Annotated in this window: 21 protein-coding genes and 1 tRNA gene; 7 read left to right on the forward strand and 15 right to left on the reverse strand. The window is 56.8% G+C overall.

The window, feature by feature from the left end:
* Positions 1-12: 12 nt before the first annotated feature.
* From ACLIBF_RS16790 to proB, 9 genes are all read right to left on the reverse strand, one after another.
* Positions 13-88: transfer RNA gene (locus ACLIBF_RS16790), tRNA-Thr, on the reverse strand.
* 172 nt (positions 89-260) lie between these two features.
* Positions 261-2006 carry a glycosyl hydrolase family 28-related protein gene (locus ACLIBF_RS16795; RefSeq protein ID WP_279809582.1) on the reverse strand — a complete coding sequence of 582 codons (1746 nt, stop codon included), beginning with the start codon at positions 2004-2006 and terminating at the stop codon, positions 261-263.
* A 204-nt stretch (positions 2007-2210) separates the two neighbouring features.
* Complete coding sequence (locus ACLIBF_RS16800; protein ID WP_031374995.1) at positions 2211-2504, reverse strand: hypothetical protein; 294 nt, start codon at positions 2502-2504, stop codon at positions 2211-2213.
* Complete coding sequence (locus tag ACLIBF_RS16805) at positions 2501-2848, reverse strand: DUF7940 domain-containing protein (protein WP_031374994.1); 348 nt, start codon at positions 2846-2848, stop codon at positions 2501-2503. Before ACLIBF_RS16805 ends, ACLIBF_RS16800 begins: the two co-directional genes overlap by 4 nt.
* Positions 2845-3312 (reverse strand): glycoside hydrolase family protein, encoded by a 468-nt coding sequence (locus ACLIBF_RS16810; protein WP_279809583.1) that lies wholly within the window; start codon positions 3310-3312, stop codon positions 2845-2847. Before ACLIBF_RS16810 ends, ACLIBF_RS16805 begins: the two co-directional genes overlap by 4 nt.
* 205 nt (positions 3313-3517) lie before the next feature.
* Positions 3518-3796: a transcriptional antitermination N peptide gene (locus tag ACLIBF_RS16815; RefSeq protein WP_031374992.1), complete on the reverse strand. Its 279-nt coding sequence runs from the start codon at positions 3794-3796 to the stop codon at positions 3518-3520.
* A 422-nt stretch (positions 3797-4218) separates the two neighbouring features.
* Complete coding sequence (locus ACLIBF_RS16820) at positions 4219-4950, reverse strand: S24 family peptidase (protein ID WP_031374991.1); 732 nt, start codon at positions 4948-4950, stop codon at positions 4219-4221.
* Positions 4951-5312: 362 nt separating this feature from the next.
* Entirely contained in the window at positions 5313-6566 is a 1254-nt protein-coding gene (gene proA / locus ACLIBF_RS16825; RefSeq protein WP_448310151.1) for a glutamate-5-semialdehyde dehydrogenase, read from the reverse strand.
* A 10-nt stretch (positions 6567-6576) separates the two neighbouring features.
* Positions 6577-7680 (reverse strand): glutamate 5-kinase, encoded by a 1104-nt coding sequence (gene proB / locus ACLIBF_RS16830; RefSeq protein ID WP_069727907.1) that lies wholly within the window; start codon positions 7678-7680, stop codon positions 6577-6579.
* 238 nt (positions 7681-7918) lie between these two features.
* Here proB and ompC point away from each other — a divergent pair, with 238 nt between their 5' ends.
* The gene (gene ompC, locus ACLIBF_RS16835) at positions 7919-9031 is read left to right on the forward strand and encodes a porin OmpC (protein ID WP_069727906.1); all 1113 of its coding nucleotides are present in this window, start codon (positions 7919-7921) and stop codon (positions 9029-9031) included.
* A gap of 139 nt (positions 9032-9170) precedes the next feature.
* Here the strand turns inward: ompC and crl are convergent, their stop codons facing one another.
* The 3 genes from crl to gpt form a co-directional block, all read right to left on the reverse strand.
* Positions 9171-9572, reverse strand: a complete 402-nt coding sequence (crl, locus tag ACLIBF_RS16840) for a sigma factor-binding protein Crl (protein WP_031374988.1) — start codon at positions 9570-9572, stop codon at positions 9171-9173.
* A gap of 167 nt (positions 9573-9739) precedes the next feature.
* Positions 9740-10987 (reverse strand): esterase FrsA, encoded by a 1248-nt coding sequence (frsA, locus tag ACLIBF_RS16845; protein ID WP_046288500.1) that lies wholly within the window; start codon positions 10985-10987, stop codon positions 9740-9742.
* Positions 10988-11104: 117 nt separating this feature from the next.
* Positions 11105-11563 (reverse strand): xanthine phosphoribosyltransferase, encoded by a 459-nt coding sequence (gene gpt, locus ACLIBF_RS16850; protein WP_031374987.1) that lies wholly within the window; start codon positions 11561-11563, stop codon positions 11105-11107.
* Positions 11564-11816: 253 nt separating this feature from the next.
* Here gpt and pepD point away from each other — a divergent pair, with 253 nt between their 5' ends.
* The 4 genes from pepD (at position 11817) to ACLIBF_RS16870 (ending at position 17130) form a co-directional block, all read left to right on the forward strand.
* Positions 11817-13274 (forward strand): beta-Ala-His dipeptidase, encoded by a 1458-nt coding sequence (pepD, locus tag ACLIBF_RS16855; RefSeq protein ID WP_031374986.1) that lies wholly within the window; start codon positions 11817-11819, stop codon positions 13272-13274.
* A 259-nt stretch (positions 13275-13533) separates the two neighbouring features.
* The gene (locus tag ACLIBF_RS16860; RefSeq protein ID WP_448310155.1) at positions 13534-15039 is read left to right on the forward strand and encodes a sugar ABC transporter ATP-binding protein; all 1506 of its coding nucleotides are present in this window, start codon (positions 13534-13536) and stop codon (positions 15037-15039) included.
* Positions 15036-16037: an ABC transporter permease gene (locus ACLIBF_RS16865; RefSeq protein WP_031374984.1), complete on the forward strand. Its 1002-nt coding sequence runs from the start codon at positions 15036-15038 to the stop codon at positions 16035-16037. Before ACLIBF_RS16860 ends, ACLIBF_RS16865 begins: the two co-directional genes overlap by 4 nt.
* A 25-nt stretch (positions 16038-16062) precedes the next feature.
* On the forward strand, positions 16063-17130 hold the full coding sequence (locus ACLIBF_RS16870) for a sugar ABC transporter substrate-binding protein (protein ID WP_089562364.1): 1068 nt from the start codon (positions 16063-16065) through the stop codon (positions 17128-17130).
* A gap of 61 nt (positions 17131-17191) precedes the next feature.
* Here the strand turns inward: ACLIBF_RS16870 and dinB are convergent, their stop codons facing one another.
* Positions 17192-18247 carry a DNA polymerase IV gene (dinB, locus tag ACLIBF_RS16875; RefSeq protein WP_046288501.1) on the reverse strand — a complete coding sequence of 352 codons (1056 nt, stop codon included), beginning with the start codon at positions 18245-18247 and terminating at the stop codon, positions 17192-17194.
* 245 nt (positions 18248-18492) lie between these two features.
* Between dinB and dpaA the strand changes: the two genes are divergently transcribed.
* Positions 18493-19233 (forward strand): peptidoglycan meso-diaminopimelic acid protein amidase, encoded by a 741-nt coding sequence (gene dpaA / locus ACLIBF_RS16880; RefSeq protein WP_031374982.1) that lies wholly within the window; start codon positions 18493-18495, stop codon positions 19231-19233.
* Here the strand turns inward: dpaA and ACLIBF_RS16885 are convergent.
* Together ACLIBF_RS16885 and lpcA are read right to left on the reverse strand one after the other, a co-directional pair.
* Entirely contained in the window at positions 19204-19971 is a 768-nt protein-coding gene (locus ACLIBF_RS16885; protein WP_031374981.1) for a class II glutamine amidotransferase, read from the reverse strand. The two genes, dpaA and ACLIBF_RS16885, sit on opposite strands and share 30 nt — an antisense overlap.
* A 50-nt stretch (positions 19972-20021) precedes the next feature.
* Positions 20022-20600 (reverse strand): D-sedoheptulose 7-phosphate isomerase, encoded by a 579-nt coding sequence (gene lpcA / locus ACLIBF_RS16890; protein WP_031374980.1) that lies wholly within the window; start codon positions 20598-20600, stop codon positions 20022-20024.
* A 252-nt stretch (positions 20601-20852) separates the two neighbouring features.
* Between lpcA and fadE the strand changes: the two genes are divergently transcribed.
* Positions 20853-23306 (forward strand): acyl-CoA dehydrogenase FadE, encoded by a 2454-nt coding sequence (fadE, locus tag ACLIBF_RS16895; RefSeq protein ID WP_448310157.1) that lies wholly within the window; start codon positions 20853-20855, stop codon positions 23304-23306.
* Positions 23307-23359 lie beyond the last annotated feature (53 nt).

Raw genomic sequence — 23359 nt, forward strand, 5'->3', positions numbered from 1 at the left:
CATTGATATAACTGGTGCCGGTAAGAGGAGTCGAACCTCCGACCTTCGCATTACGAATGCGCTGCTCTACCAACTGAGCTATACCGGCAAACGGGCGGGATTAGCGGGGAAATACCTTAGAAAAAAAGCGGAAATGCGTCAAGAGAGGCGGCGTTCAACTGCGGATTTTCGCAGCAGCTCGCCTGACAGTCCGATGCCCGCAGCGCAGGCGTCAGACAAAAAAGGGCGAGGCCGCCGCCTCGTCCCAAAAGTGGTGATCATCAATCGTAGTAAGGGACCTTGCGGTCAACGCCGTTGATATTGATCAGCACAAAACCGGTCGGCGCCGTTTTATTAGCCGGGGTGCCCGCCGCCGTTGCGAGAGTCACCACCCCTTTTTCATTGGCACCAATGCCGGCCAGTCCGTTATGCATGCCGAAGCGTGCGGCCGGTTTCAGCGTCCCTACTTTGGTAATGTCAGTCACCACCGACATATCAGACTGGAACAGCGAGCAGGAACCGGTATCAAAACGGGTCGGACCGGTGGTCTTCAGGTTGAACATGGTTTCGCCACTGTTGGCCCGCAGCTTGACCCAGACCACCGCATAGGTGGTGCCGACCCGGCCGTAACGGATATCCATCACCGAAGGCTGGCCCATGTGATACGCATCCGCCCATACCGTCTCCAGTCGCTGCAGATTAATCAGCGTTCTGCCGGTCCCCGGCAGGTTGACCGGCGACCCTGCCGTGCCGGAAGGCGTGGTCGCATCCGCTTTCCCGATCAGTTCCATCACCCATGCCTGATTAGGGTTCGGGAAATAGAGCTGCCCCAGCCGGTACCAGTTATCGGTATCGGTGTTGTTCACCACCTTATAGCCGCTGAAATAGCCGACCCGCAGTGAACCGGTCAGGAAGCTGCCGTGGTTTTCATCACGGCGATAACCGTATTCAAAGGTCGATAGCCATTTCCCGGCGGCCAGGTCGTTAGTGATTTTTGCGCCCGCCTGCAGGTTAATCTGACGCATGATGACGCGGGCATTGTTGAGGTTGAGCGGCGTACCGCAATCTTCAATGTTCAGCGTATCAATGGTCCAGCCACCGTCCGACAGATCGCCCGGATTGCGGGTATGCTCAATCCAGACGTTACGCAGGATGCCCTGCGTCATGCGCGGCATATAGAGCGTGGCATCGCCGTAGCCGGACTGGAAGTTCGCGTTGCTTAACTCAATCGCGGTTGAGTGGTCCCAGACGCCATTGGGTGAGTTCGACCAGCCGACGTCAAACACCCGTGAAAAGGTGCTGGTGGTGTAGATCTGATCGAACTTACTGTCGAGCGTATCCTGCAGCTTAAACACCGTGCCGCCAGTGCTTTGCGCCCGGAAGCAGCTGATATTGACGGTTTGCCCTTCGATACAGGTGTTTTCGAAGAACGGCTGATTGTTGCTGCACTGTTCGGGTAAAATAGTGACTTTGGCGGTGGTATCGGCGCTGGCCTGCCCGTTCCAGACGATGCCTTTGATGGCAGTCCGGCGCGCCTTTACTTTGAACACCGTATTGGCGCTTTTATCGGAAATAATCGTGGTGCGCGGCAGTGAGCCGAGTTCCAGATCGTCCCCTAACAGGCCAAAGAACGGGATTTCGGTATCGCTGATATCGATAGGCGAAATCAGGAAGCGGCCACCGGGAAAACGAACCGGCAGCGCTTTCACGTAGGTGTTATAGGTCTGCGTCCACGCCAGCATCCGCTTAAACGCGTCGGTATCATCAGTTACCCCATCCCCTTTCGCGCCAAAGTGCAGGATATTCACTTCAGTAGGATCGTTGATGGTGCGTTTCCAGTAAAAACCGTTGCCGATAGCGACCGTACCGCCATCATCTTTCAGTGGGGTAGTACTGAGGAAACCAACAAAGTCTGCGCCGCCACGGAAGCTCGAGTCTTTGTCGTAATAGCGTTTCAGGATCGCAATTTCACCTGATTTTGATGGGGGAGTCGTACGCAGTTCAGCAAAAGAGTTAACTTCGATCATAGTATCCTCCTCAGGATAACTTAGATAAGTCGCTGATTATCAGCAGGTTACTTAGCAGAGGCCGGGTGGCCGCAGAGGGTGTCCCACATGTCGTTGTGGGTGTTAATAGCGCGCACGGTGCGAACGTCCATCTTTTGTGCGTCATCGCCGTAGGTATAAAGAGGGGAAAACAGAACGCAGGCTGAATCGGTTATTGCGACCGGTTCAGGGTTGGTGGTATTTCGACTGCTGCAGCTTGTCGCGAGCAGCAGCGTCATCAAGGTTGTGATTGTCAGTCGCCACACGGTTGGCCTCCTCACGGTTATGTTGTTGCTGCTGCGCGACCGCTTCGACGCGGGACGCCTGTTGTTGTGCGTTTTCGACGTCAGAACGCGCTTTTTGCTGCACTTTGCCGATTTTTTTCCCACCGAAATAGCTGGCACCCAGCGCGGCAATGATGCCGGCCAGCGCCGCGATCCAGTGCCAGCCGCCGCCGAGTAACGTGGTTAACAGCGTCATGATTTGGTTACCTCCGCCCGCTGCTTCTCATTCAGCAGGTTTTTCTGACGAACAAATTGGGCAATCACCCCCATCGCCACCATGAAAGCGCCGACCAGCCCGAGGTAGTTGTGCGGCAGAATCGCTTTGACGTCTTCCGGCAGTACGCTCCAGGCATCGACGGCGGCGGAGGGAAAGGATTGCGCCCAGGCGCTGAGCATCGATCCCAGCGAGGCGAGCCAGACCGACCAGGTTTTGAATAACAGACGGGCGTGGGAGACAAACTGCAGAGTGGTAAAGCGCTGCAGCAGCAGCAGAATGATGATCGCGGTCAGCACGGCAATCAGGAACATCAGCCATCTCATAGCAGCCCCCTGTACACCGCATAGCTGCCGCTACGCATCACTTCAGCATGGCGCCGGGCGCGCCCTGGTGTCTGACGCGCCCACAGGCTGTTCATCATCGCGTCTGCGGCCTCGTTGAAGTTCTCACTGGCAATGGCGGTAAGCATGTTTTTAAACTGCATCACGCCATCGACCCCCAGCTGATAGGCCATGCTCAGCAGCACATCAGTGCGGGCGTCATTGCACTTCGCCAGCGCATTACGCAGCAGCTCCCGGCTCTGCATGTCCTGCACCTTGCCTTCCAGAATGCATTGCTTCCACACATCCCCGACGCGGCGCGGAACGCGGAACGCATAGTTACTTAGCGATGCGCCTTTCGGGCCGATACGAATCCCTCCCGCGACCGTCGGGAAGCCCAGCGTGTCGAGATAAGGCACGTCGGCATAGCCCTCTTCAAAATTCAGCATTGCAATTATCTGGCTCATAACGATTCCTCAATGACGGGTCAGAGCAACTCAGCCCTGTGAAAAAATACATAACGTCCGCTGATCAATGCCCCTCACACCTTCAGCCGCAGACAGGGATGACCCTCCAGCGAAACTGAACAGTAAATAACCGGATTGCGGCCAGTGAAAAATGGAGGTAACAGGAATTGAACAGGGAGACAGAACGGGAGATTTCTGACGCTAATCAGCGCACTGCGTAGAGATGCACATGCGGCAGACAGCAATTGTCGAAGCTGGGCGTTTCCTGATTTTTGGCGCGAGGCGCCGTTATCGCACGATCAACGCGCGGGGTGACCTGACGCTGGCAGATTTGCTCTGCACGCCGCAGGGTGGGTGTTTCGGGTGGGAAGTTTAATGCCTGGTCGATGCTCTGTTTCAGGCTGCTGAGAGGTTGGCGCCGCCGATGGCGACGAGTACGTGCGTTGCCCATAAAAACGCTTTTGCCATAGTGAATTATCGCCATAACTCCTCCTGTGAATGAGTCTTTGGCGATGGGGTGGCAGGCGCGAGCTTTCGGCGAACCGAACGGGCCCGAATGTCGCGATTCACGCTCGCACACTCACCGCCCGGCTGCGTGAGCAGCCAGGTGGAAAGTAGGCGAAGGGGAATAAACGGCATCTGACGACGCTGCATTTTGCGCATCCACCCCATCCCAAAGTTCACTGACTTTTGGGTGGTTTGATTCGCGCTTGTGCAGCGCCTCAATTGTTTAAGAGCGGGTCGTCCCTGAAAGAACTGCTTCGTTCATCCATGTTCAAATTATTAACAGGTTCTTATGCTTTATCAAACACTGTTGGTTAATTTTTTATTTACCGCTGGTTAAATTTTTGAATTTATGTCGATTATTTTTTTGCAGGCTGGCGGTCTCGCCCGCTGACAGCGCGCTTAACCGAGGATCTGATAGTGTCGTGCCTGGCTCATGATGACTTTCGCCAGTACCTTCAGGCTGGCCACATCATCGTGGTTGAGATACCAGGTTTCATAGCGCTTATTATCTGATATTACAGCAATTTTCTTATGCTGTAGCTGCAGGCGCTTCAGGTAGAGCTGCTCGTCGAGGGTGAAAATGTAGATGCCGTCACCGTCAAACATCCGCACGCTGATGTCGACAAACAGCTGATCGCGCGGAGCAAAGGTGTCGGCCATCGAATCGCTGTTGATGGCGATCAGACGGATATTTTCTGCCGGCCGGCCGTTGAAAAGCACCCGCGCCTCATCCTGACCATACTCAATGGCCTGGATGGTTTCGACAAACTCATCGCGCGCAGGCAGACCCGCCGCACTTTTCTGGCCGATGTCGAGGCTATCAACGCGAAAGACGTTTTTATGGCCGGTCAGCGCGCTTAACGTCACCGGTTCAGCCGGATGATCCATCCCGTACTGCAGCCACTCCACTCTGACGCCAAGCAGCTGACTCAGGGCCAGCAGATTGCCTCCATCGGGCACTGACTGGGCGTTGAACCACTTCCACACTCCCGGCGTTGAAATCTTGCAGCCTTGCTGTTGCAGGGCCTTAGCAACCTGTTTGTTTCGTCCATGTCCGACAATGCCGGCACTCTCACAGGCCGCAATCAGCCTGGCGGTGAAAGCTTGTCTTGTACTTTCTTTTTTAACCATTAGTTAATAATCAGCCATAGAGGAGGTACTGGATGTTATTTTCATTATTGCTACCAGTTCATTTTATATTACCGTCCGTTTACTACCTAACCGCTTTATCAAGCATTTCTAATTATCATTATCCCCTGCCGTTTGCAGCTGAACAAAAAATATTGCCTCAGGCCGCGTGCAGCCCCGGCTTTCAGGAATCTTCCGTAAGGAATTGCGTGAAATTCAGCCAGCTTTTTTAGCTGAAACGACCCGGCAGCGACGAAAAATTATCTTACAGGCGAGAAACTCCAGATATAACTGGACCGAAAGTGGCAGCTAAAAAAAAACGGGAGTCTGTAAAAGACTCCCGTTTTGTTAAAAAAAAGGGGGGATTATGGCCGCAGCGTGTCGTCGCCCCAGGCAATCCATTTGTAGGTAGTTAGCGCCTCTAATCCCATCGGACCCCGTGCGTGCAGCTTCTGGGTACTGACAGCGACTTCTGCCCCCAGACCAAACTGTCCGCCGTCGGTAAAGCGGGTGCTGGCGTTAACGTAGACCGCAGAGGAGTCGACCTGACGAACAAAGCGCGTGGCATTGCGGGTGCTGCGGGTCAGAATGGCATCGGAATGCTGGGTGCCGTGCGTCCGGATATGGTCAATCGCCTGATCCATATCCGCCACCAGCTTCACGTTAAGATCGAGCGACAGCCATTCATCATCGTATTGCGGCAGACTGACCGGCATCACCTGCGCCGGACCCGCCTGCAGCTGCGTCAGCACGTTACTGTCAGCATGCAGCACAATATTTTCCTGCGCCATCCGGGCGCTGAACGCTGGCAGGAAACGGTCGGCAATCGCCTGATCCACCAGCAGCGTCTCCAGCGAATTGCAGGCGCTGGGGCGCTGCTTCTTGGCATTGACGATCACCTCAAGCGCCGGTTCGATCTCCATGGTGTCGTCGATGTAGATATGGCATACCCCGATTCCGCCGGTGATCACCGGAATGGTGGAGTTTTCGCGGCACAGTTTATGCAGCGCCGCGCCGCCGCGCGGAATCAGCATATCGACGTAGCGATCCAGCTTCAGTAGCTGATTCACCAGTTCACGATCGGGATTTTCGATCGCCTGGATGATAGCCGTCGGCAGACCGTGCTGCTGCAAGGCGTTCTGGATGACCCGCACCGTGGCGGCATTGGTGCGCCACGTCTCTTTACCGCCGCGCAGAATCGCCGCATTACCGGTTTTCAGGCACAGGCTGGCGACATCCACCGTCACATTGGGACGCGCTTCATAAATCACCGCCACCACGCCGAGCGGCACACGGCGACGTTCGATACGCAGTCCGCTGTCGAGCTGACCGCCATCGATCAACTGCCCAACCGGATCGGCCAGCTGACAAACCTGACGAACGTCACTGGCGATGCCGCTCAGCCGCTGCGGATTCAGCGTCAGCCGCTCTAACAGTGCCGCGCTCATGCCATTCTGACGCGCCTCGGCTAAGTCCTGTTCATTGGCGGCCAGAATGTCGGCGCTTTCGGCTTCCAGACGATCGGCAATGGTCATCAGGACCTGATTTTTCTCTGCGGTCGACAGATCGGCCACGCGATATGCTGCCGCGCGGGCCGCTTTACCCATCTCTTCAAGCATTGTCTGCTCCTTAACTGACGATCATGTCGTCGCGGTGAACCGCCACCGGGCCATATTCATAGCCGAGGATCTCACTGATCTGCTGGCTGTGGTGGCCGGCAATCATTCGCATCGCATCGCTGTTATAGCGTGACACGCCGTGGGCGATATCGCGTCCCTGCAGGCTGCGGATACGGATGACTTCACCGCGGGAGAAATTGCCCTGAATGGCGCGGATCCCTTTCGGCAGCAGTGAACTGCCACGTTCAATAATCGCGGCCAGCGCGCCATCATCCACCGTCAGTTCGCCCGCCGGCGGTGCGCCGAATATCCAGCGTTTACGGTTTTCCAGCGGCGACTGCTGAGCATGAAACAGCGTGCCGACGGGTTTGCCGTCAATCACATCGCCGATCACCCCGCTGCGGCTGCCTGAGGCGATGATCACATTAATGCCGGCACGGCAGGCGACATCGGCCGCCTGAAGCTTGGTTGACATGCCGCCGGTGCCCAGCCCGGAAACGCTGCCGCCGGCTAATGAGCGTAACGCATCATCAATCACATGCACGTCGCCGATCAGCTCAGCGTCGGGATTGTTGCGCGGATCGGCGGTGAACAGCCCCTGCTGATCGGTCAGCAGCAGCAGCTTGTCGGCCCCGCCAAGCATCGCGGCCAGCGCCGAGAGGTTGTCATTGTCGCCCACTTTAATCTCGGCGGTCGCCACGGCGTCGTTCTCATTGATCACCGGTACGATGTGGTTATCCAGCAGCGCCCGCAGCGTGTCGCGGGCATTCAGGAAACGCTCGCGATCTTCCATATCCGCGCGGGTCAGCAACATCTGGCCGATGTGGATACCGTAGATAGAGAATAACTGTTCCCACAGCTGGATCAGACGGCTCTGCCCCACCGCAGCCAGCAGCTGCTTTGAGGCGATGGTCGGCGGCAGTTCGGGGTAGCCCAGATGTTCGCGTCCGGCCGCCATCGCGCCAGAGGTCACAATCACAATGCGGTGGCCTGCAGCATGTTGCTGCGCACACTGGCGAACCAGCTCCACCATGTGCGCCCGATTCAGCCGGCGTGATCCGCCGGTGAGAACGCTGGTACCCAATTTGACCACTAAGGTCTGACTGCCACTCATATTTCCTGCCGTAGTGAAAAATTTTTACGAAAGGACGTTTTAACAGGAGTCGATAAGGAAGCCAACAGCCAGCGGGGGAAAAGCACGATTTTACGCGGACAAGGGCGTAGACCAAAAGTTCACGATTAACAAGAAATCACGAAAAGTGTCATAAAAAGTTCATCACCGCCCGGTAAAAAGTCGGTGTTTTACAAAAACTTTCATAACTTTTTGACGTACACATCGGGATTGATAGCAAATGAAGAAAAGCACACTGGCAATGATCATCTCCGCTCTGGCGCTGGCGTCGACCGCACAGGCTGCCGAAGTCTATAACAAAGATGGCAACAAACTGGACTTTTACGGCAAAGTTAAAGCTGAACACTACTTCAGCGATAATGCCGGCTCAGATGGCGACAAATCCTACGTGCGTATCGGCTTCAAAGGCCAGACGCAGATCAACGACCTGATGACCGGTTACGGTCAGTGGGAATATCAGTACAACGTCAATAACTCCGAAGGCAGCGATGCCAACAACGGCAACAAAACCCGCCTCGGTTTTGCCGGCCTGAAATTTTCACAGTATGGCTCGGTCGATTACGGTCGCAACTACGGCGTACTGTATGACGTAGAGTCCTGGACCGACGTGTTCCCGGAATTTGGCGGTGACGGCACCGCGCGTTCTGATAACTTTATGACTCAGCGCGCCACCGGCGTCGCAACCTACCGCAACAATAACTTCTTCGGCCTGGTGGATGGTCTGAAATTTGCGCTGCAGTATCAGGGCAAAAATGACGCCAGCAGCGCCAACAGCCGTACCGACATCAACCGCCAGAACGGCGATGGCTACGGTGCGTCACTCGGTTACACGCTGGGCGATAGCGGCGTGAGCCTGATGAGTGCCATCACCTCATCTGACCGCACCAACCAACAGCAGGCACGTGCTTACGGCGGCGGTGACCGCGCGGATTCCTGGGGCGCTGGCGTCAAATATGATGCAAACAGCATTTACCTGGCCGCTATCTATACCGACACCCGTAACATGACGCCAATCAGCGGTACCAACCGCAACACCGGTGCCGCAGTGGCCGGTGCCGCCAACAAAGCGCAGAACATCGAGCTGGTGGCGCAGTATCAGTTTGATTTCGGCCTGCGTCCTTCTATCGGTTACGTGCAGACCAAAGGCAAAGATATCGAAAACGGTATCGGCGATGCGGATCTGGTGAAATATATCGACGTGGGCGCCACCTATTACTTCAACAAAAACATGTCCGCCTTTGTTGATTACAAAATTAACCAGCTGGATGACGATAACGCGCTGTCAATCAACAATGATGACGTGGTTGCCGTGGGCATGACCTACCAGTTCTGATATCTGTCGGGCCGGCTCCGTCCCTGTTGATTGCTGTGGCGGCGGCGGGCCCGCAGTGCGTAACCCTCAATGTGAAGTGTGTCTGATAAAAAAAGGGCGAGTTTTTCAACTCGCCCTTTCTTATTGCTGAACGCTGTAATCAGGCACTCAGTTTCACCGGTTTCTCATCGAAATCGCTGGCCGGAATCAGATCAAGCTCAAATTCGTGCAGCATCGCTTTCAGACGGGTATGAAAGTTACGTAAGGTCTCTTCCACCCGCGCCGTATTTTCTTTGCCTTTAACCGTCGCCACAGACCAGTCGCCCTCTTTATCGAACAGACCGATATGGTAGACATAGGTAAAGTGATCGGCCTGTGCTTCCAGCTCCATCCACCAGCCCCAGAATTCACGCAGTTCCGGTGCCGGTTTCACATTGACGCAGGCAGCCAGGCAGTCGAAAAAGAAACGGGTTTCACCACATTTCCCATCGCGGATATACGGTCCCAGCTCAGTGAAGCGCTTAAGCAGGCGACTGCGGGGGTGACCACTCGGTAACGTCATGCTAATTCTCCATAGGTTTTGACCGATATCGATCCTCAATCATCCGGACTGTCGCGCCCGCTTCACGCCACGTCACTGGCATCAATCGCCAGGGGGCAGCGAAGCGCGCTGCAGCAGCCCGCAATAATTCAGGTAGTAGTTGTAGCAAATACTGTAAATTTTGCCAGTTACCTTTTTAAACGCTTCTCCAGCCAGTCGCAAATTTCATTTAGCGCCCGATCAAAACTGGCCATCATCGGCTTCACCGGAATCAGCAGCGCTTTGCCCTCCGCCGAGGAGTTGGCGATCAGTTTGCTCTCCTCTTCCGGGCTGAACAGATCGTTCTGCCAGTAGCCTGACAGCATCGGCGTCGGGGTACGCCGGCCCAGCAGCCCCTGGGTTTTCAGCGAATAGCGGTTGAGCTCGGTACGTAACGCGCTGTCAGACGAGGACGCCATGCCGAGCCGGCTTGCCAGCATATCCATGTACATATCCGGGATCTCATCCTGCAGCGCAGTCTGGGTCAGCAGCGCATGCACAATCGGGCCGAGACAGGCGACCGCCCGCAGCCGTGACGACTCAAGGTAAGCCAGCCGTACCGCCACGTTGGCACCAAAGCGATAGCCAAACGCCGCCACGCGGGTGTGATCGATCCACGGCACCGTTTCCAGCTGACGCAGCACCTGCTGATGTAAAAAGCTGGTGTCCTGATTCAGCGTCCACTTCACCGAGTTGCCGACCGACGGTACATCAATGGTCAGCATCGCAATGCCGCGCGGCGCAAGATAGTCATGGAACAGCCGGTAATGATCGCTTTGTAGCGAGTCGAGTGCGCCACAAAACAGGACGGTCGGATAAGGGGCATCGACGCCTGACGGCATATGCAGGAAACCGCTCACCGGACTGCCGCCGCTGATGGCGAAAGTCAGCGGCTTCAGCTCACCCGGCAGCCGCTGCGTCGCCTCTTCGTAGGCACGGTTAGCCAGCGTCTGGGCCTGGTCGGCCAGCTCATCGCCTTTGATATAGGGATAGGCAGCCACGCTGTAGAGATGGGCAGCATGCAGCCAGTACTCGCCCGCTTCGCTGTCGTCGCTGCACTCCAGCGCTTTCTGCTGCCAGAAGCCCGCCTGGCGGCACCATTCGAAATTCCAGTTGCCGCCGCGAAAACCGATCACGGTGTCCAGCAGCGTCTCGTCGGTATGCTCAACGTCGCTGATGGCGATGCGCGCCAGCACTTCGCTGATCTCCTGCGGCGTCAGACCGCGCCAGGTCCACATCAGCTTATTCAGCATGCGATACCAGCCGCGCTGGCTGTCGCCATCAAGGGCGGAGTGCACGTCCGGGGTCGCGTGATGCTGGCGACGCACTAAAGAAGAGGTTTCAGGATGTTTAAAGCGTGGTTTGAACAACTCTTCGCTGAGATTTTTGCTCGACATACTCACTTCTCCTGCGGCATAAAACGGCGATAGCTTAGTGTACTGTACGCCAAATCAGGGTGCGAGGTGCAGAAAGCACAACGCCCGGAAAACCGGGCGTTGTTTAGGGAAGATTAATCAGTTTTTAACAATCGGCGGGATGTAGACCACGCCCATGTCCCACGGCTGCTCAATCCAGGTGTTCTGCGGAATGTCGACGATGTAATCATCGACCAGCTGGCGGCCAGCTGGTTTGGCAAAAATGGTGCAGAAGCGGGCTTTCGGGTACATCTCGCGGATCGCCTGCGCTGTTCCGCCGGTATCCACCAGGTCGTCAATCACGATGAAGCCTTCGCCATCACCTTCGGCGCGCTTCAGCACTTTCATTTCGCGCTGATGATCGTGATCGTAGCTGGAGATGCAAACGGTATCGACATAGCGAATCCCCAGTTCACGCGCCAGCAGCGAAGCCGGTACCAGACCGCCGCGGCTGACCGCGATAATGCCTTTCCACTGTTCAACAGGAAGCAGGCGCTGAGCCAGTTTACGGGCATGAATCTGTAGCATGTCCCAGGTAACGACGTATTTTTCGCTCATAGAATAGGAATCCCAGCCAACCGCGGTGGCTTAAAAATGTGCAACGGGGAAAAGGTTGCGCGAGATTATAAGGAGTTGACGCGCTAAAAACCAGCACCCGCGCGTCGGTTGCGGCTTTTTAGCGCGTCTGAGTGCGCACCCGGGGAAAAACAGTGATATTCTCAGGCCATCTCGCCAGATTCTCTGGCGGCGATCTTTCACTGGAAACTCGCGATGTCCGGCTGGTCCGGCGCACTGACACAGGAGACTTGTCGTGTCTGAATTGTCTCAACTCTCTCCACAGCCACTGTGGGATATTTTCGCTAAGATTTGCTCCATTCCTCATCCCTCTTTTCATGAAGAAGCGCTGGCGAGTTACATCGTCGGCTGGGCCAAAGAGCAAGGCTTCTGGTGTGAGCGCGATCAGGTCGGCAATATCCTGATTCGTAAACCCGCCACTGCCGGGATGGAAAACCGCAAGCCGGTCGCGCTGCAGGCCCACCTCGATATGGTGCCGCAGAAGAATAACGATACCGTACACGACTTCACCAAAGATCCGATTCAGCCGTGGATTGACGGCGAATGGGTCAAAGCGCGCGGCACCACGCTGGGGGCTGACAACGGCATCGGTATGGCATCGGCGCTGGCGGTACTGGCTGACAGCAGCCTGACCCACGGCCCGCTGGAAGTGCTGCTGACCATGACCGAAGAAACCGGCATGGATGGCGCTTTTGGTCTGCAACCCAACTGGCTGCAGGCCGAAATCCTGATCAACACCGACTCGGAAGAAGAAGGTGAGATCTACATGGGATGCGCGGGAGGTATCGACTTCGTTACCACCCTGCCACTGACCCGTGAAGCGGTGCCTGCCAGCTTTGAAACCCTGAAGCTGACGCTGAAAGGGCTGCGCGGTGGCCACTCCGGTGCCGACATTCATATGGGCCTCGGCAACGCCAACAAGCTGCTGGCGCGTTTCCTGGCGGCGCACGCTGCCGAACTGGATCTGCGTCTGCTGGCGTTCAGCGGCGGTACGCTGCGTAACGCCATTCCGCGTGAAGCCTTTGCAACCGTTGCAGTCGACAGCCACCAGGCCGATGCGCTGAAATCTGCTGCGGCGCATTTCCTGACCGCCATCCAGAACGAGCACGGCATTAAAGAGCCGAACATCGCGCTGGTCACCGAACCGCTGGCGCATCAGGGTGAAGCATTAACCGCCGACAGCCGCGATCGCTTCCTTAATCTGCTGAACAGCACGCCGAACGGCGTAATCCGTAACTCAGACGTCGCCAAAGGCGTGGTCGAAACGTCACTGAATATCGGCGTGGTGACGATGGAAGCGGATAAAGCAGAAATCAACTGCCTGATCCGTTCACTGATCGACACCGGACGCGATTATGTGGTGCAGATGCTGACCTCGCTTGGCCAGCTGGCAGGCGCGCAGACCAAAGCGAAAGGCGGCTACCCAGGCTGGCAGCCAGACGCGGACTCGCCGATCATGGCGCTGACCCGTCAGACCTATATCGCGCTGTTCGACAAAACGCCAAACATTCAGGTGATTCACGCCGGTCTGGAGTGCGGTCTGTTCAAAAAACCGTATCCACAGATGGATATGGTGTCGATCGGTCCGACCATTACCGGTCCGCACTCACCGGATGAGCAGGTACACATTGAAAGCGTCGGCCTTTACTGGAAATTGCTGACCACCTTGCTGAATGTGGTGCCAGAAAAGTAATCTCACCGCAAAAAGTTTAACCAGGCTTCGGCCTGGTTTTTTTATGCCCGCCGTGCCGCAACAGCATAATTCACCACCCCGAACGCCCTTCCCCGCCTGAATACGCCACGCTTTCACGCTTCGCTGGTTTTAGCCGCCGTTATGTCCAGATGTCTGGATGGCTAATACCGTTTCGTGCTAGCTTATGCGCTTTCGGTCGTTGCCGCGCCTGAAGCTTCAGGAAAAAATGCGGCCAGTGATTCTTCAGGAGAATGGTGACATGGCTGCGTTAAACCGCCTCGAGATGCGTAACATCTCCATCGCTTTTGGCGGATTTGCCGCACTCTCATCGGTAGATTTCGTCAGTGAAGGCCACTCTGTTCACGCGCTGACCGGCGCGAATGGCGCAGGAAAATCGACCCTGATGGCGGTGCTGTCCGGCGCCCACAGTCACTACAGCGGCGAGATCCTGCTGGATGGCGTTCCGGTCACCCTCCGCAGCCCGCGCGACGCAAAGCAGTTGGGGATTCATCTGGTTCAGCAGGAAGTTGATGTGGCGCTGGTGCCACATCTCAGCGTGGCGGAAAACATACTGCTGGATCGGCTGGCGGAACCAGGCCACCGCTACCGCTGGGGTGAGATACGTCGTCAGGCGCAAGCCTTACTGGCGCAGCTCGAGGTGACGCTGGACGTCAATCGGCTGGTCGAGCGCTGCACCCTCGCTGAAAAGCAACAGATCCTGCTGGCGCGTGCGCTGTCGCACCATTGCCGCTTTCTGATTCTGGATGAACCCACCGCCCCGCTCGACCAGCATGAGAGCGAGCGGCTGTTCACCGTGGTGCGTCGCCTGCAGGCCAGCGGTATCGGCGTGATATTTATCTCTCACCGGATTCACGAGCTGAAAGCGATTTGCGATCGCCTGACGGTGCTGCGCGATGGCCGGCTGATTGAGAGCGGCCCGATGGCTGCGCTAAGCGGTGAGCAGATTGTGGAAAAAATGCTTGGGCATCAGCTCACCGACATCTATCCCGCCCGGCGTGAACCACAGCCGCAGCCGCTACTACTGGCGGTCGACGGACTGCATGATGAACACCTGCTGCAGGATATCTCGCTGCGGCTGCATCAGGGCGAAATTCTCGGCATCGCCGGACTGGCCGGTGCCGGAAAGACCGAACTGTGCAAAGCGCTGTTTGGTGCCAGTAAAAGCCGCGTCAGTCGGGGAGAGCTGCACGGCCAGCCGTGGCAGCCGCGCTCCCCGCACGATTCGGTCAGCCGGCGCATGGCGCTGGTGCCGGAGGAGCGGCGTAAAGAGGGCATCTTTATTGATGAGTCGGTGGCGATGAATCTGAGCGTCAGCGCGGACGACAGTTTCTCGCGCTGGAGCCTGTTCGGCCATCGCCAGGCGTGGCGCTGGGCAGAGGCCATCATTCAGCGACTTCAGGTGCGAACTACCGGTCCGGCCCAACCACTGCGCCGCCTCTCCGGGGGGAATCAGCAAAAAGTGGCGATTGGCAAATGGCTGCGTAACAACGCCGACGTGCTGATTTTCGATGAGCCGACCAAAGGCGTCGATATCAAAGCCAAAACCGAACTGTTCACTCTGATCGACGGTCTGGCGCGCGAAGGCAAAGGCATTATCTACGCGTCAGGTGAATTTTCTGAACTGGTCGGCTTATGCGACCGGATTTGTGTGCTCTGGGATGGACGCATTGTGGCTGAACTGGCCGCGCGCGATGTCACTGAAGAGACGCTTTTGCTTTATTCCACCGGAGGAACCCCTGCGTGAGCAGCAAAGAAACCAGCCTGAATCTGCCATCATCTTCATGGCGTCATCAACTGTTCGACTTCCTCTATAAATGGGGCATGTTACTGACGGTGGTGATCCTGATCGCCGCCTTTGGCCTGGCCTCAGACAGTTTTCTCGAACCTAACAACATCATCAATATTTTGCGATCGATTGCGATTGTTACGGTCATCGCGGTCGGCGTATCGATCTCACTGACTGTCGGCGGCTTCGATCTTTCGGTCGGCTCGACCGCTTCGCTGGCCAACGCGCTGGTGATTTCGCTGTTTGTCTGGCACGGCCTCGACACCACCGAAGCGATCCTGATTACCCTGGCGCTCTGCAGCTTGGTCGGGCTGTTTAACGCCTTTCTGATTGTCATCCTGCGGATCCCCGACATGCTGGCCACGCTGGCGACGCTGTTTGTGATTCAGGGTGTGGCGATGACCTACAGCTTTGGCGGCTCGATCACGGAAAACATGGTGTTGCCGAGCGGCGATATGGCGGAAGGCACTATCCCGGCGGCGTTTGGCCTGCTGGGTCAGGTGCCAGCCATCGTGATCATTATGCTGGTGGTAACGGTCGTGGCCCAGCTGGCGCTGTCGCTGACCAAACATGGCCGCCGGATGTATGCCCTCGGCGGCAATCCCGAAGCGGCGCGACTCTCCGGTATCCGCACTACCCGCTATCGCGTGCTGGCCTATGTGATCGCCTCGCTGCTGGCCGGACTGGGCGGCATTCTGCTGGCCTCACGTATTGGTTCATCACAGGTTAACGCCGGTGGCGGCTACCTGATGGATGCGGTGGCGGCGGCGTGGATTGGCTTCTCGCTGGCGGGATCGGGCAAACCGAATGCGCTCGGCACGCTGGTCGGCGCGGTGATCCTCGGGGTATTGCAGAACGGCCTGGTGATGCTCTCCGTCCCCTATTACGCCATGGACATTATTAAAGGGCTGGTGCTGGCTTTGGCACTGGCAATCACTTATATCCAGCGCCGCTGAGGCGCACTGACCGGAGTTGATAATAATGCAAAAAATAACGCTCTCGCTGCTGGCCCTGAGCCTGCTGAACGCCAGCGCCGCTTTCGCGGAGACCGTTACCCCGGTGCCCGCGGCTATCGCCAGTCACGACGGCCCGATCCGCATCGCGGTGATCCGTAACCTCGGTTCTGACGATAACACCACCCAGTTTGTCGCAGGTGCGATTCAGCAGGGCCGTCAGCTCGGCTTTAAGGTCAGCACTTTCCTCAGTAACGGCGACGACGCGCGTTTCCAGGATTTCGTTAACCAGGCGATCAGCCAGAAGTATGACGGCATCGTGCTGTCGCACGGTAAAGCGCCCTACGCCAGCGGTCTGGTCAAACGCATCGCCGACGCCGGTATTAAGCTGTCGGTGTTTGATACCCCGGTTGATAACCCGATTGAGGGCGTGACCGTGACGGCGCAGGATGACGCATCGCTGGCGCAGCTGTCGCTGGGTCAGTTAATCAGCGATTTCAACGGCAAAGCCAACATCGTCAAATTGTGGGTGGCGGGCTTCCCGCCAATGGAACGCCGTCAGGTGGTGTACGAGAAACTGCTGAAGGAGAATCCTGGCATTCATCAGCTGGAGTCGATTGGCGCCGTCTCTACCGATGTACAGGGTGATACCGCAAACAAGATTGGGGCCATTCTGGCGAAATACCCGAAAGGCAAGATTGACGCCATCTGGGGCGCGTGGGACGCCTTCAGCCAGGGCGCCTATAAAGCGCTGCAGGAGAACGGGCGTACCGAGATCAAGCTCTACAGCATCGATGTCTCGAATCAGGATTTGCAGCTGATGCGTGAGAAGAACAGCCCGTGGGTTCAGACCGTGGCGGTGGACCCGAAAACCATTGGCGCGGTAAACATGCGTCTGGTAGCGAAAAAGATTGCCGGTGAAGCGACGCCAGCCACCTATCAGTTTAAGGCTGCGTCGATCTCTCAGCAGCAGCTCAACAGCCAGCCCGGCGCGGTAAACGTTGCCTCGCTGAATAAAATCGTCCCCGGCTGGGGTGGTAATGACGATTTCGTCGCGCCGTGGTTCGCCACTCTGGCAGCGAAAAATCACAAGTAAGTGACGGCGCGTCAGCACTGGCAGGCACGCCAGGCTGACGCGCACTTATCGCCAGACCGCGCTACAACCCCAGTAACAGCTGTCGTTCCAGCTGGGGATCGAGCAGGGTGACGTGCAGCCCCACCAGCCTGACGCCCCGCCCGACCCGACGCTCATCCCAGGTTTTTTTGGCAATCGCGATCATGTCCTCTTTATTCAGCACCGGCCAGATGTGTTCCTGGGTGGTCTGCTGAAAGTCGCTGAACTTCAGTTTCACGCCCTGCCGCGCCACCTGCTTATCGGGCCGAATCTGGCTCAGCCGGCGATCCAGCTCGGCATAGAGAAAATCGATGATCTCCAGGCAGGCGTCCCAGTCGTTAATGTCCTCGGCCAGCGTACGCTCAACCCCAAGTGATTTACGTTCCCGCTCAACCACCACGCCACGCTCGTCAATGCCGTTGCTGCGCTCCCACAGTACCCGGCCAAACTTACCAAAGCGCTTCAGCAACTGGGCTAAATCCGCCTTCTGCACATCTCCGCAGGTCACCAGGCCCATCTCCTCCAGCTTTTTTGCCGACACCTTGCCCACGCCCGGGATCTTCGCCAGCGGCAGCGTCAGTAAAAAACCGGACATCTCCGCCGGCGTGATGACAAACTGTCCGTCCGGCTTATTCATGTCGGAGGCGATTTTCGCCAGAAATTTAATCGGTGCGATGCCGGCCGAGGCGGTCAGCTGAGTTTCACGCAGGATAGTCGCGCGGATATCCTGGGCGATCAGGGTGGCGGAGCCGTGGCAGTGCGGGCTGTCGGTCACATCCAGATAGGCTTCATCCAGCGACAGCGGTTCAATCAGCGGTGTGTAGCGGGTGAAGATCTCGCGGATCTGCGCCGAGGCTTCTTTGTAGGCATCAAAGCGGCCTGGCAGCAGCCGCAGATGGGGACATAACTTGAGCGCCATCCCGGTCGGCATGGCGCTGCGCACGCCATATTTGCGCGCCGGGTAGTTAGCGGTACTGATGACACCGCGACGTTCGCGGCTGCCGCCGATGGCAATCGGGATGTCACGCAACAGGGGATTATCGCGCATCTCCACCGCAGCATAGAAGCAGTCCATATCGACATGAATGATTTTACGCATACCCCCTCCAGCACTGGATAAGTATACAGTTGGCGAAGGTAACTGCAATATTTGTCGCGGCCGGCATTAAAGTTTACAAATTTCTGGCCGTATTCTGTTCAGGAAATCGCGAATTTCTGGCGCGCTGTCTTGCTAAAAAAACAGACAATGTTTAATGTTGCGCTGCGGTAGCGGATAGTTCCGATAATGCAAGCAGAGACGCACGATTCGCGTCATTGTTCTCTTCACCTCAAGGTACACACAGCATGGGCAAAATCGCACTCCTGTTTGCGATGATTTTACTGCCAGCCCTCAGCATGGCAATGACCCCAGAACCCGCTCAGCAAGCGGCACCGGTCAGTAAAGAATTAAAGAAACAGTTACTCGGCACGCCGGTTTATATTCAGATTTTCAAGGAAGAGCGTACCCTCGAACTGTACGGCAAAATTGGTAACGAATACCGCCTGCTGGATACCTATCGCATCTGTAATTTTTCTGGTGGTCTCGGCCCGAAACGTCGTGAAGGCGATTTCAAAAGCCCGGAAGGATTTTATAACGTCAGGCTGAACCAGCTGAAACCGGATAGCCGGTTTTATCGCGCGATCAATATCGGCTTTCCGAACCAGTACGATCGCAATCAGGGCTACAGCGGTAACTACCTGATGATTCATGGCGACTGTAAGTCGATTGGCTGCTATGCCATGACGAACGCCTATATGGATGAGATCTTTACTTATGTCAATGCGGCGCTGCGTAACGGCCAGCAGGATATCAGCATCAGTATCTATCCATTCCGCATGACCGACAGCAATATGCAGCGTCACCGTTACTCTACCTACGCCAGTTTCTGGCAGCAGTTGCAGCCGGGTTACGCTTATTTTGCGAAGTATCACCAGCCACCAACGGTTAACGTCGCCAGCGGTAAGTATGTGATGAACAGCAGCCCGGTAGTGACCAATCCCGAAGCTGCTTCACGCTCATTCCTGGCGCTCTCCAAGGCAGAATAACGCCCACTCACCTGGCACAATCCGCTGCCAGGTTTCATTGGCCGTCAGCGGCTGCGTCGCAATCACCGTCACCACGTCATGCGGCGTGGTGTGCTGCTGAAAATCAACCTCTACATCCTGATCGAGCAGCTGTGCGCGGCCAAACGGCGCGCGTCGGGTGATCCAGAACAGGTTGGTGGAGCAGAAGGCCATCAGATAACGCCCGTCCGACAGCAGCATGTTAAACACCCCTTTCTGCCGCAGGCTGCCCGCCAGTTCACCGATGAAGCGAAACACCGCTGGCCAGTTACCCGGCGTGCGGGGATAACGCGTCGCCAGCTGATGTAAAATCCAGCAGAACGCCTTTTCGCTGTCGGTCTCCCCGACCGGACGAAAGGTCCCGGTCTCCAGCTGACGGTAGCCCTTTAGCTGCCCGTTATGGGCGTAGGTCCAGTTACGGCCCCACAGTTCGCGGGTAAACGGATGGGTGTTTTCCAGCGAGACCTGACCGCGATTCGCCTGGCGGATGTGCGCCACCACCGAATGCGATTTGATCGGGTACTCCTGCACCAGCCGCGCTATCGGCGAATTGAAGCTCGGCAGAGGATCCTTAAAGGTACGACAGCCTTTATCTTCGTAAAAGGTAATGCCCCAGCCATCTTTATGTGGGCCGGTTCCGCCACCACGCTGCACCAGGCCGGTAAAGCTGAAACAGATATCCGTGGGAACATTGGCGCTCATCCCGAGCAATTCGCACATAGCCACCACCTTAGAGTAAGACGCCTCCCGCCAGGCGAGAGGCCAGAGTGTTACTTCACCATCTCTTTTTCGATCAGCAGCATCAGAATATGGATCACTTTAATGTGGATCTCCTGAATGCGATCGGCATAACCAAAGTGCGGCACCCGGATTTCAATGTCAGCACTGCCCGCCATCTTACCGCCATCTTTGCCGGTCAGGGTGATCACTTTCATCCCCTGCGCCCGCGCCGCCTCAATCGCCTTAATGATGTTGGCCGAGTTGCCGGAGGTGGAGAGCCCCAGCAGCACATCGCCCGGACGGCCTACCGCTTCAACATAACGCGAAAAGACGTAATCGTAGCCAAAGTCGTTACTGACGCAGGAGAGATGGCTGACGTCTGAAATCGCAATCGCCGGATAGCCAGGACGATTTTCACGATAGCGACCGGTCAGCTCTTCGGCGAAATGCATCGCGTCGCAGTGCGACCCACCGTTGCCGCAGGAGAGCACCTTGCCGCCCGCCTTGAAACTGTCAGCCAGCAGCACCGCAGCACGCTGGATCGCATGGATATTCGCGTCATCGCTGAGGAATTTATTCAGCGTATCGGCGGCTTCGTTGAGCTCAGAGCGGATGATGTCCTGGTACATAGGGAGGTCCTTTTTTAGCAGAGGTTAATCGCAGCAAGTTTAACGGAATGCCTGGGCGGCGCAAAGCATCACGCCATTCAGGCCCGATCGCCGCTGGCATTATCTCTGCACAGCCGCCAGCGAAACGGGTCGGAAAATTGATTTTGTGAGTCAGGTTGTAATTGCGATGTAAACGAATTGATAAAAAGAGCCAACTGCTCTAAACCTCTACTCAACAGGTCAGACCTCTTACTACTTACGGAGCGGTTCATTATGATGGTTGTTTCGATACTTGCCACGGTGGTGCTGATTGGCGCCCTGTTCTACCACCGCCTGTCGTTGCGGCTGAGCAGCCTGATTCTGCTGCTGTGGACCGTGGCGATGGCGGCCGCACACCTCTGGACGCCGTGGCTGCTGCTGCCACTGGCTATTATTCTGTTGCCGTTTAACCTGCCGTCGCTGCGCCGTAATCTGTTTTCAAAACCGATGCTGCAGCGTTTTCAGCAGGTGATGCCGCCAATGTCACGCACCGAGAAAGAAGCGATCGATGCCGGAACCACCTGGTGGGAAGGCGATCTGTTTCAGGGCAAACCGGACTGGCAGAAGCTGCATAACTATCCTCAGCCGCACCTGACACCGGATGAGCAGGCCTTCCTGGAGGGTCCGGTTGAAGAAGCGTGCCGGCTGGCGAATGATTTCCAGATTACTCATGAAATGGCCGATCTGCCGCCGGAACTGTGGGCTTATCTGAAACAGCATCGCTTCTTCGCGATGATCATCAAAAAAGAGTATGGCGGGCTGGAGTTTTCCGCTTATGCCCAGGCTCGCGTGTTGCAGAAACTGGCTGGCGTATCGGGCATCCTGGCGATTACCGTCGGCGTACCGAACTCGCTCGGTCCGGGCGAACTGCTGCAGCACTACGGCACTGATGAACAGAAAAACCACTATTTACCGCGTCTGGCGCGTGGCGATGAGATCCCCTGCTTCGCACTGACCAGCCCGGAAGCTGGCTCAGATGCCGGTGCGATTCCCGATACCGGCGTAGTGTGTATGGGTGAATGGCAGGGTCAGCAGGTGCTGGGTATGCGCCTGACCTGGAACAAACGCTACATCACGCTGGCGCCTATCGCGACCGTGCTGGGGCTGGCGTTTAAACTGTCCGATCCCGATCATCTGCTCAGCGATAACACCCATCCGGGCATTACCTGCGCGTTGATCCCGACCAACACCCCCGGCGTGGAAATCGGTCACCGTCACTTCCCGCTTAACGTGCCGTTCCAGAACGGTCCGACCCGTGGTAAGGATATTTTCGTGCCGATCGATTACATCATTGGCGGACCGGAAATGGCCGGACAGGGCTGGCGTATGCTGGTTGAATGTCTGTCAGTGGGTCGCGGCATTACCCTGCCGTCCAACTCGACCGGCAGCCTGAAAAGCGTGGCGCTGGCAATTGGTGCCTATGCCCATATCCGCCGTCAGTTCAGACTGTCGATCGGTAAAATGGAAGGGATTGAAGAGCCACTGGCACGCATTGCCGGTAATGCTTACGTGATGGATGCGGCAGCAACGCTGATCACCGCCGGTATTATGCAGGGTGAAAAACCGGCGGTACTGTCGGCGATTGTGAAATATCACTGCACCCATCGCGGTCAGCGGGCGATCATCGACGCGATGGATATTGCCGGCGGTAAAGGCATTATGCTCGGTAACAGCAACTTCCTGGCGCGCGCCTATCAGGGTGCACCGATCGCGATTACCGTTGAAGGGGCGAACATCTTAACCCGCAGCATGATCATCTTCGGCCAGGGGGCAATTCGTTGCCATCCTTATGTTCTGCAGGAGATGGCGGCCGCGGCCAGTAACGACGTTGACGCTTTTGATCGGGCGCTGTTCAGCCATATCGGCCACGTCGGCAGTAATCAGGTGCGCAGTCTGTGGCTCGGCCTGACCGGCGGACGCACCAGCGCCACCCCGACCCGTGATGCGACGCGTCGTTATTATCAGCATCTCAACCGCATCAGCGCCAACCTCGCGTTGCTGTCAGATGTCTCAATGGCGGTGCTGGGCGGTAGCCTGAAACGTCGTGAACGCATCTCGGCGCGACTGGGTGATGTCCTGAGCCAGCTTTATCTGGCCTCTGCCACGCTGAAGCGCTACGACGATGAAGGCCGTAACGAAGCCGATCTGCCGCTGGTGCATTGGGGCGTTCAGGATGCGCTGCATCAGGCGGAAGTGGCTATCGATGACCTGCTGCGCAACTTCCCTAACCGGCTGGTGGCGGGTGCGTTACGCCTGGTGATTTTCGCCGGTGGTCATCACTGCCCGGCACCGTCCGATCGTCTTGATCATCAGCTGGCAAAAATGCTGCAACTGCCGTCTGCCACCCGCACACGTCTGGGACGTGGACAGTATCTGGCACCGGTTGATAACAATCCGGCCGGTCAGCTGGAACAGGCGTTGCAGGATGTAATGGCTGCGGAAGTGATTCACGACAGACTGAGCAAACAGAGCAAGCAGCACCTCTCCTTTACCCGGCTGGATGAGCTGGCAAAACGGGCGCTGGAGCAGGGCTGGATTGACGATAAAGAAGCCGAGATATTGCGCCGCGCAGAAACCAGCCGCCTGCGTTCTATCAATGTGGATGAGTTTGAAGCGGATGCACTGGCGGTACCGGTGCCAGAGAAGAAACCTCAATCCGCTTCGGCACGTGCCAGCGAGGCGGCATAAGGCGGCGGGTCGATGTGATGTCGGCCCGTTAATTGAGCGCAGGCTCAGGGAGC

The organism is Pantoea sp. PGP6 (assembly GCF_053474785.1).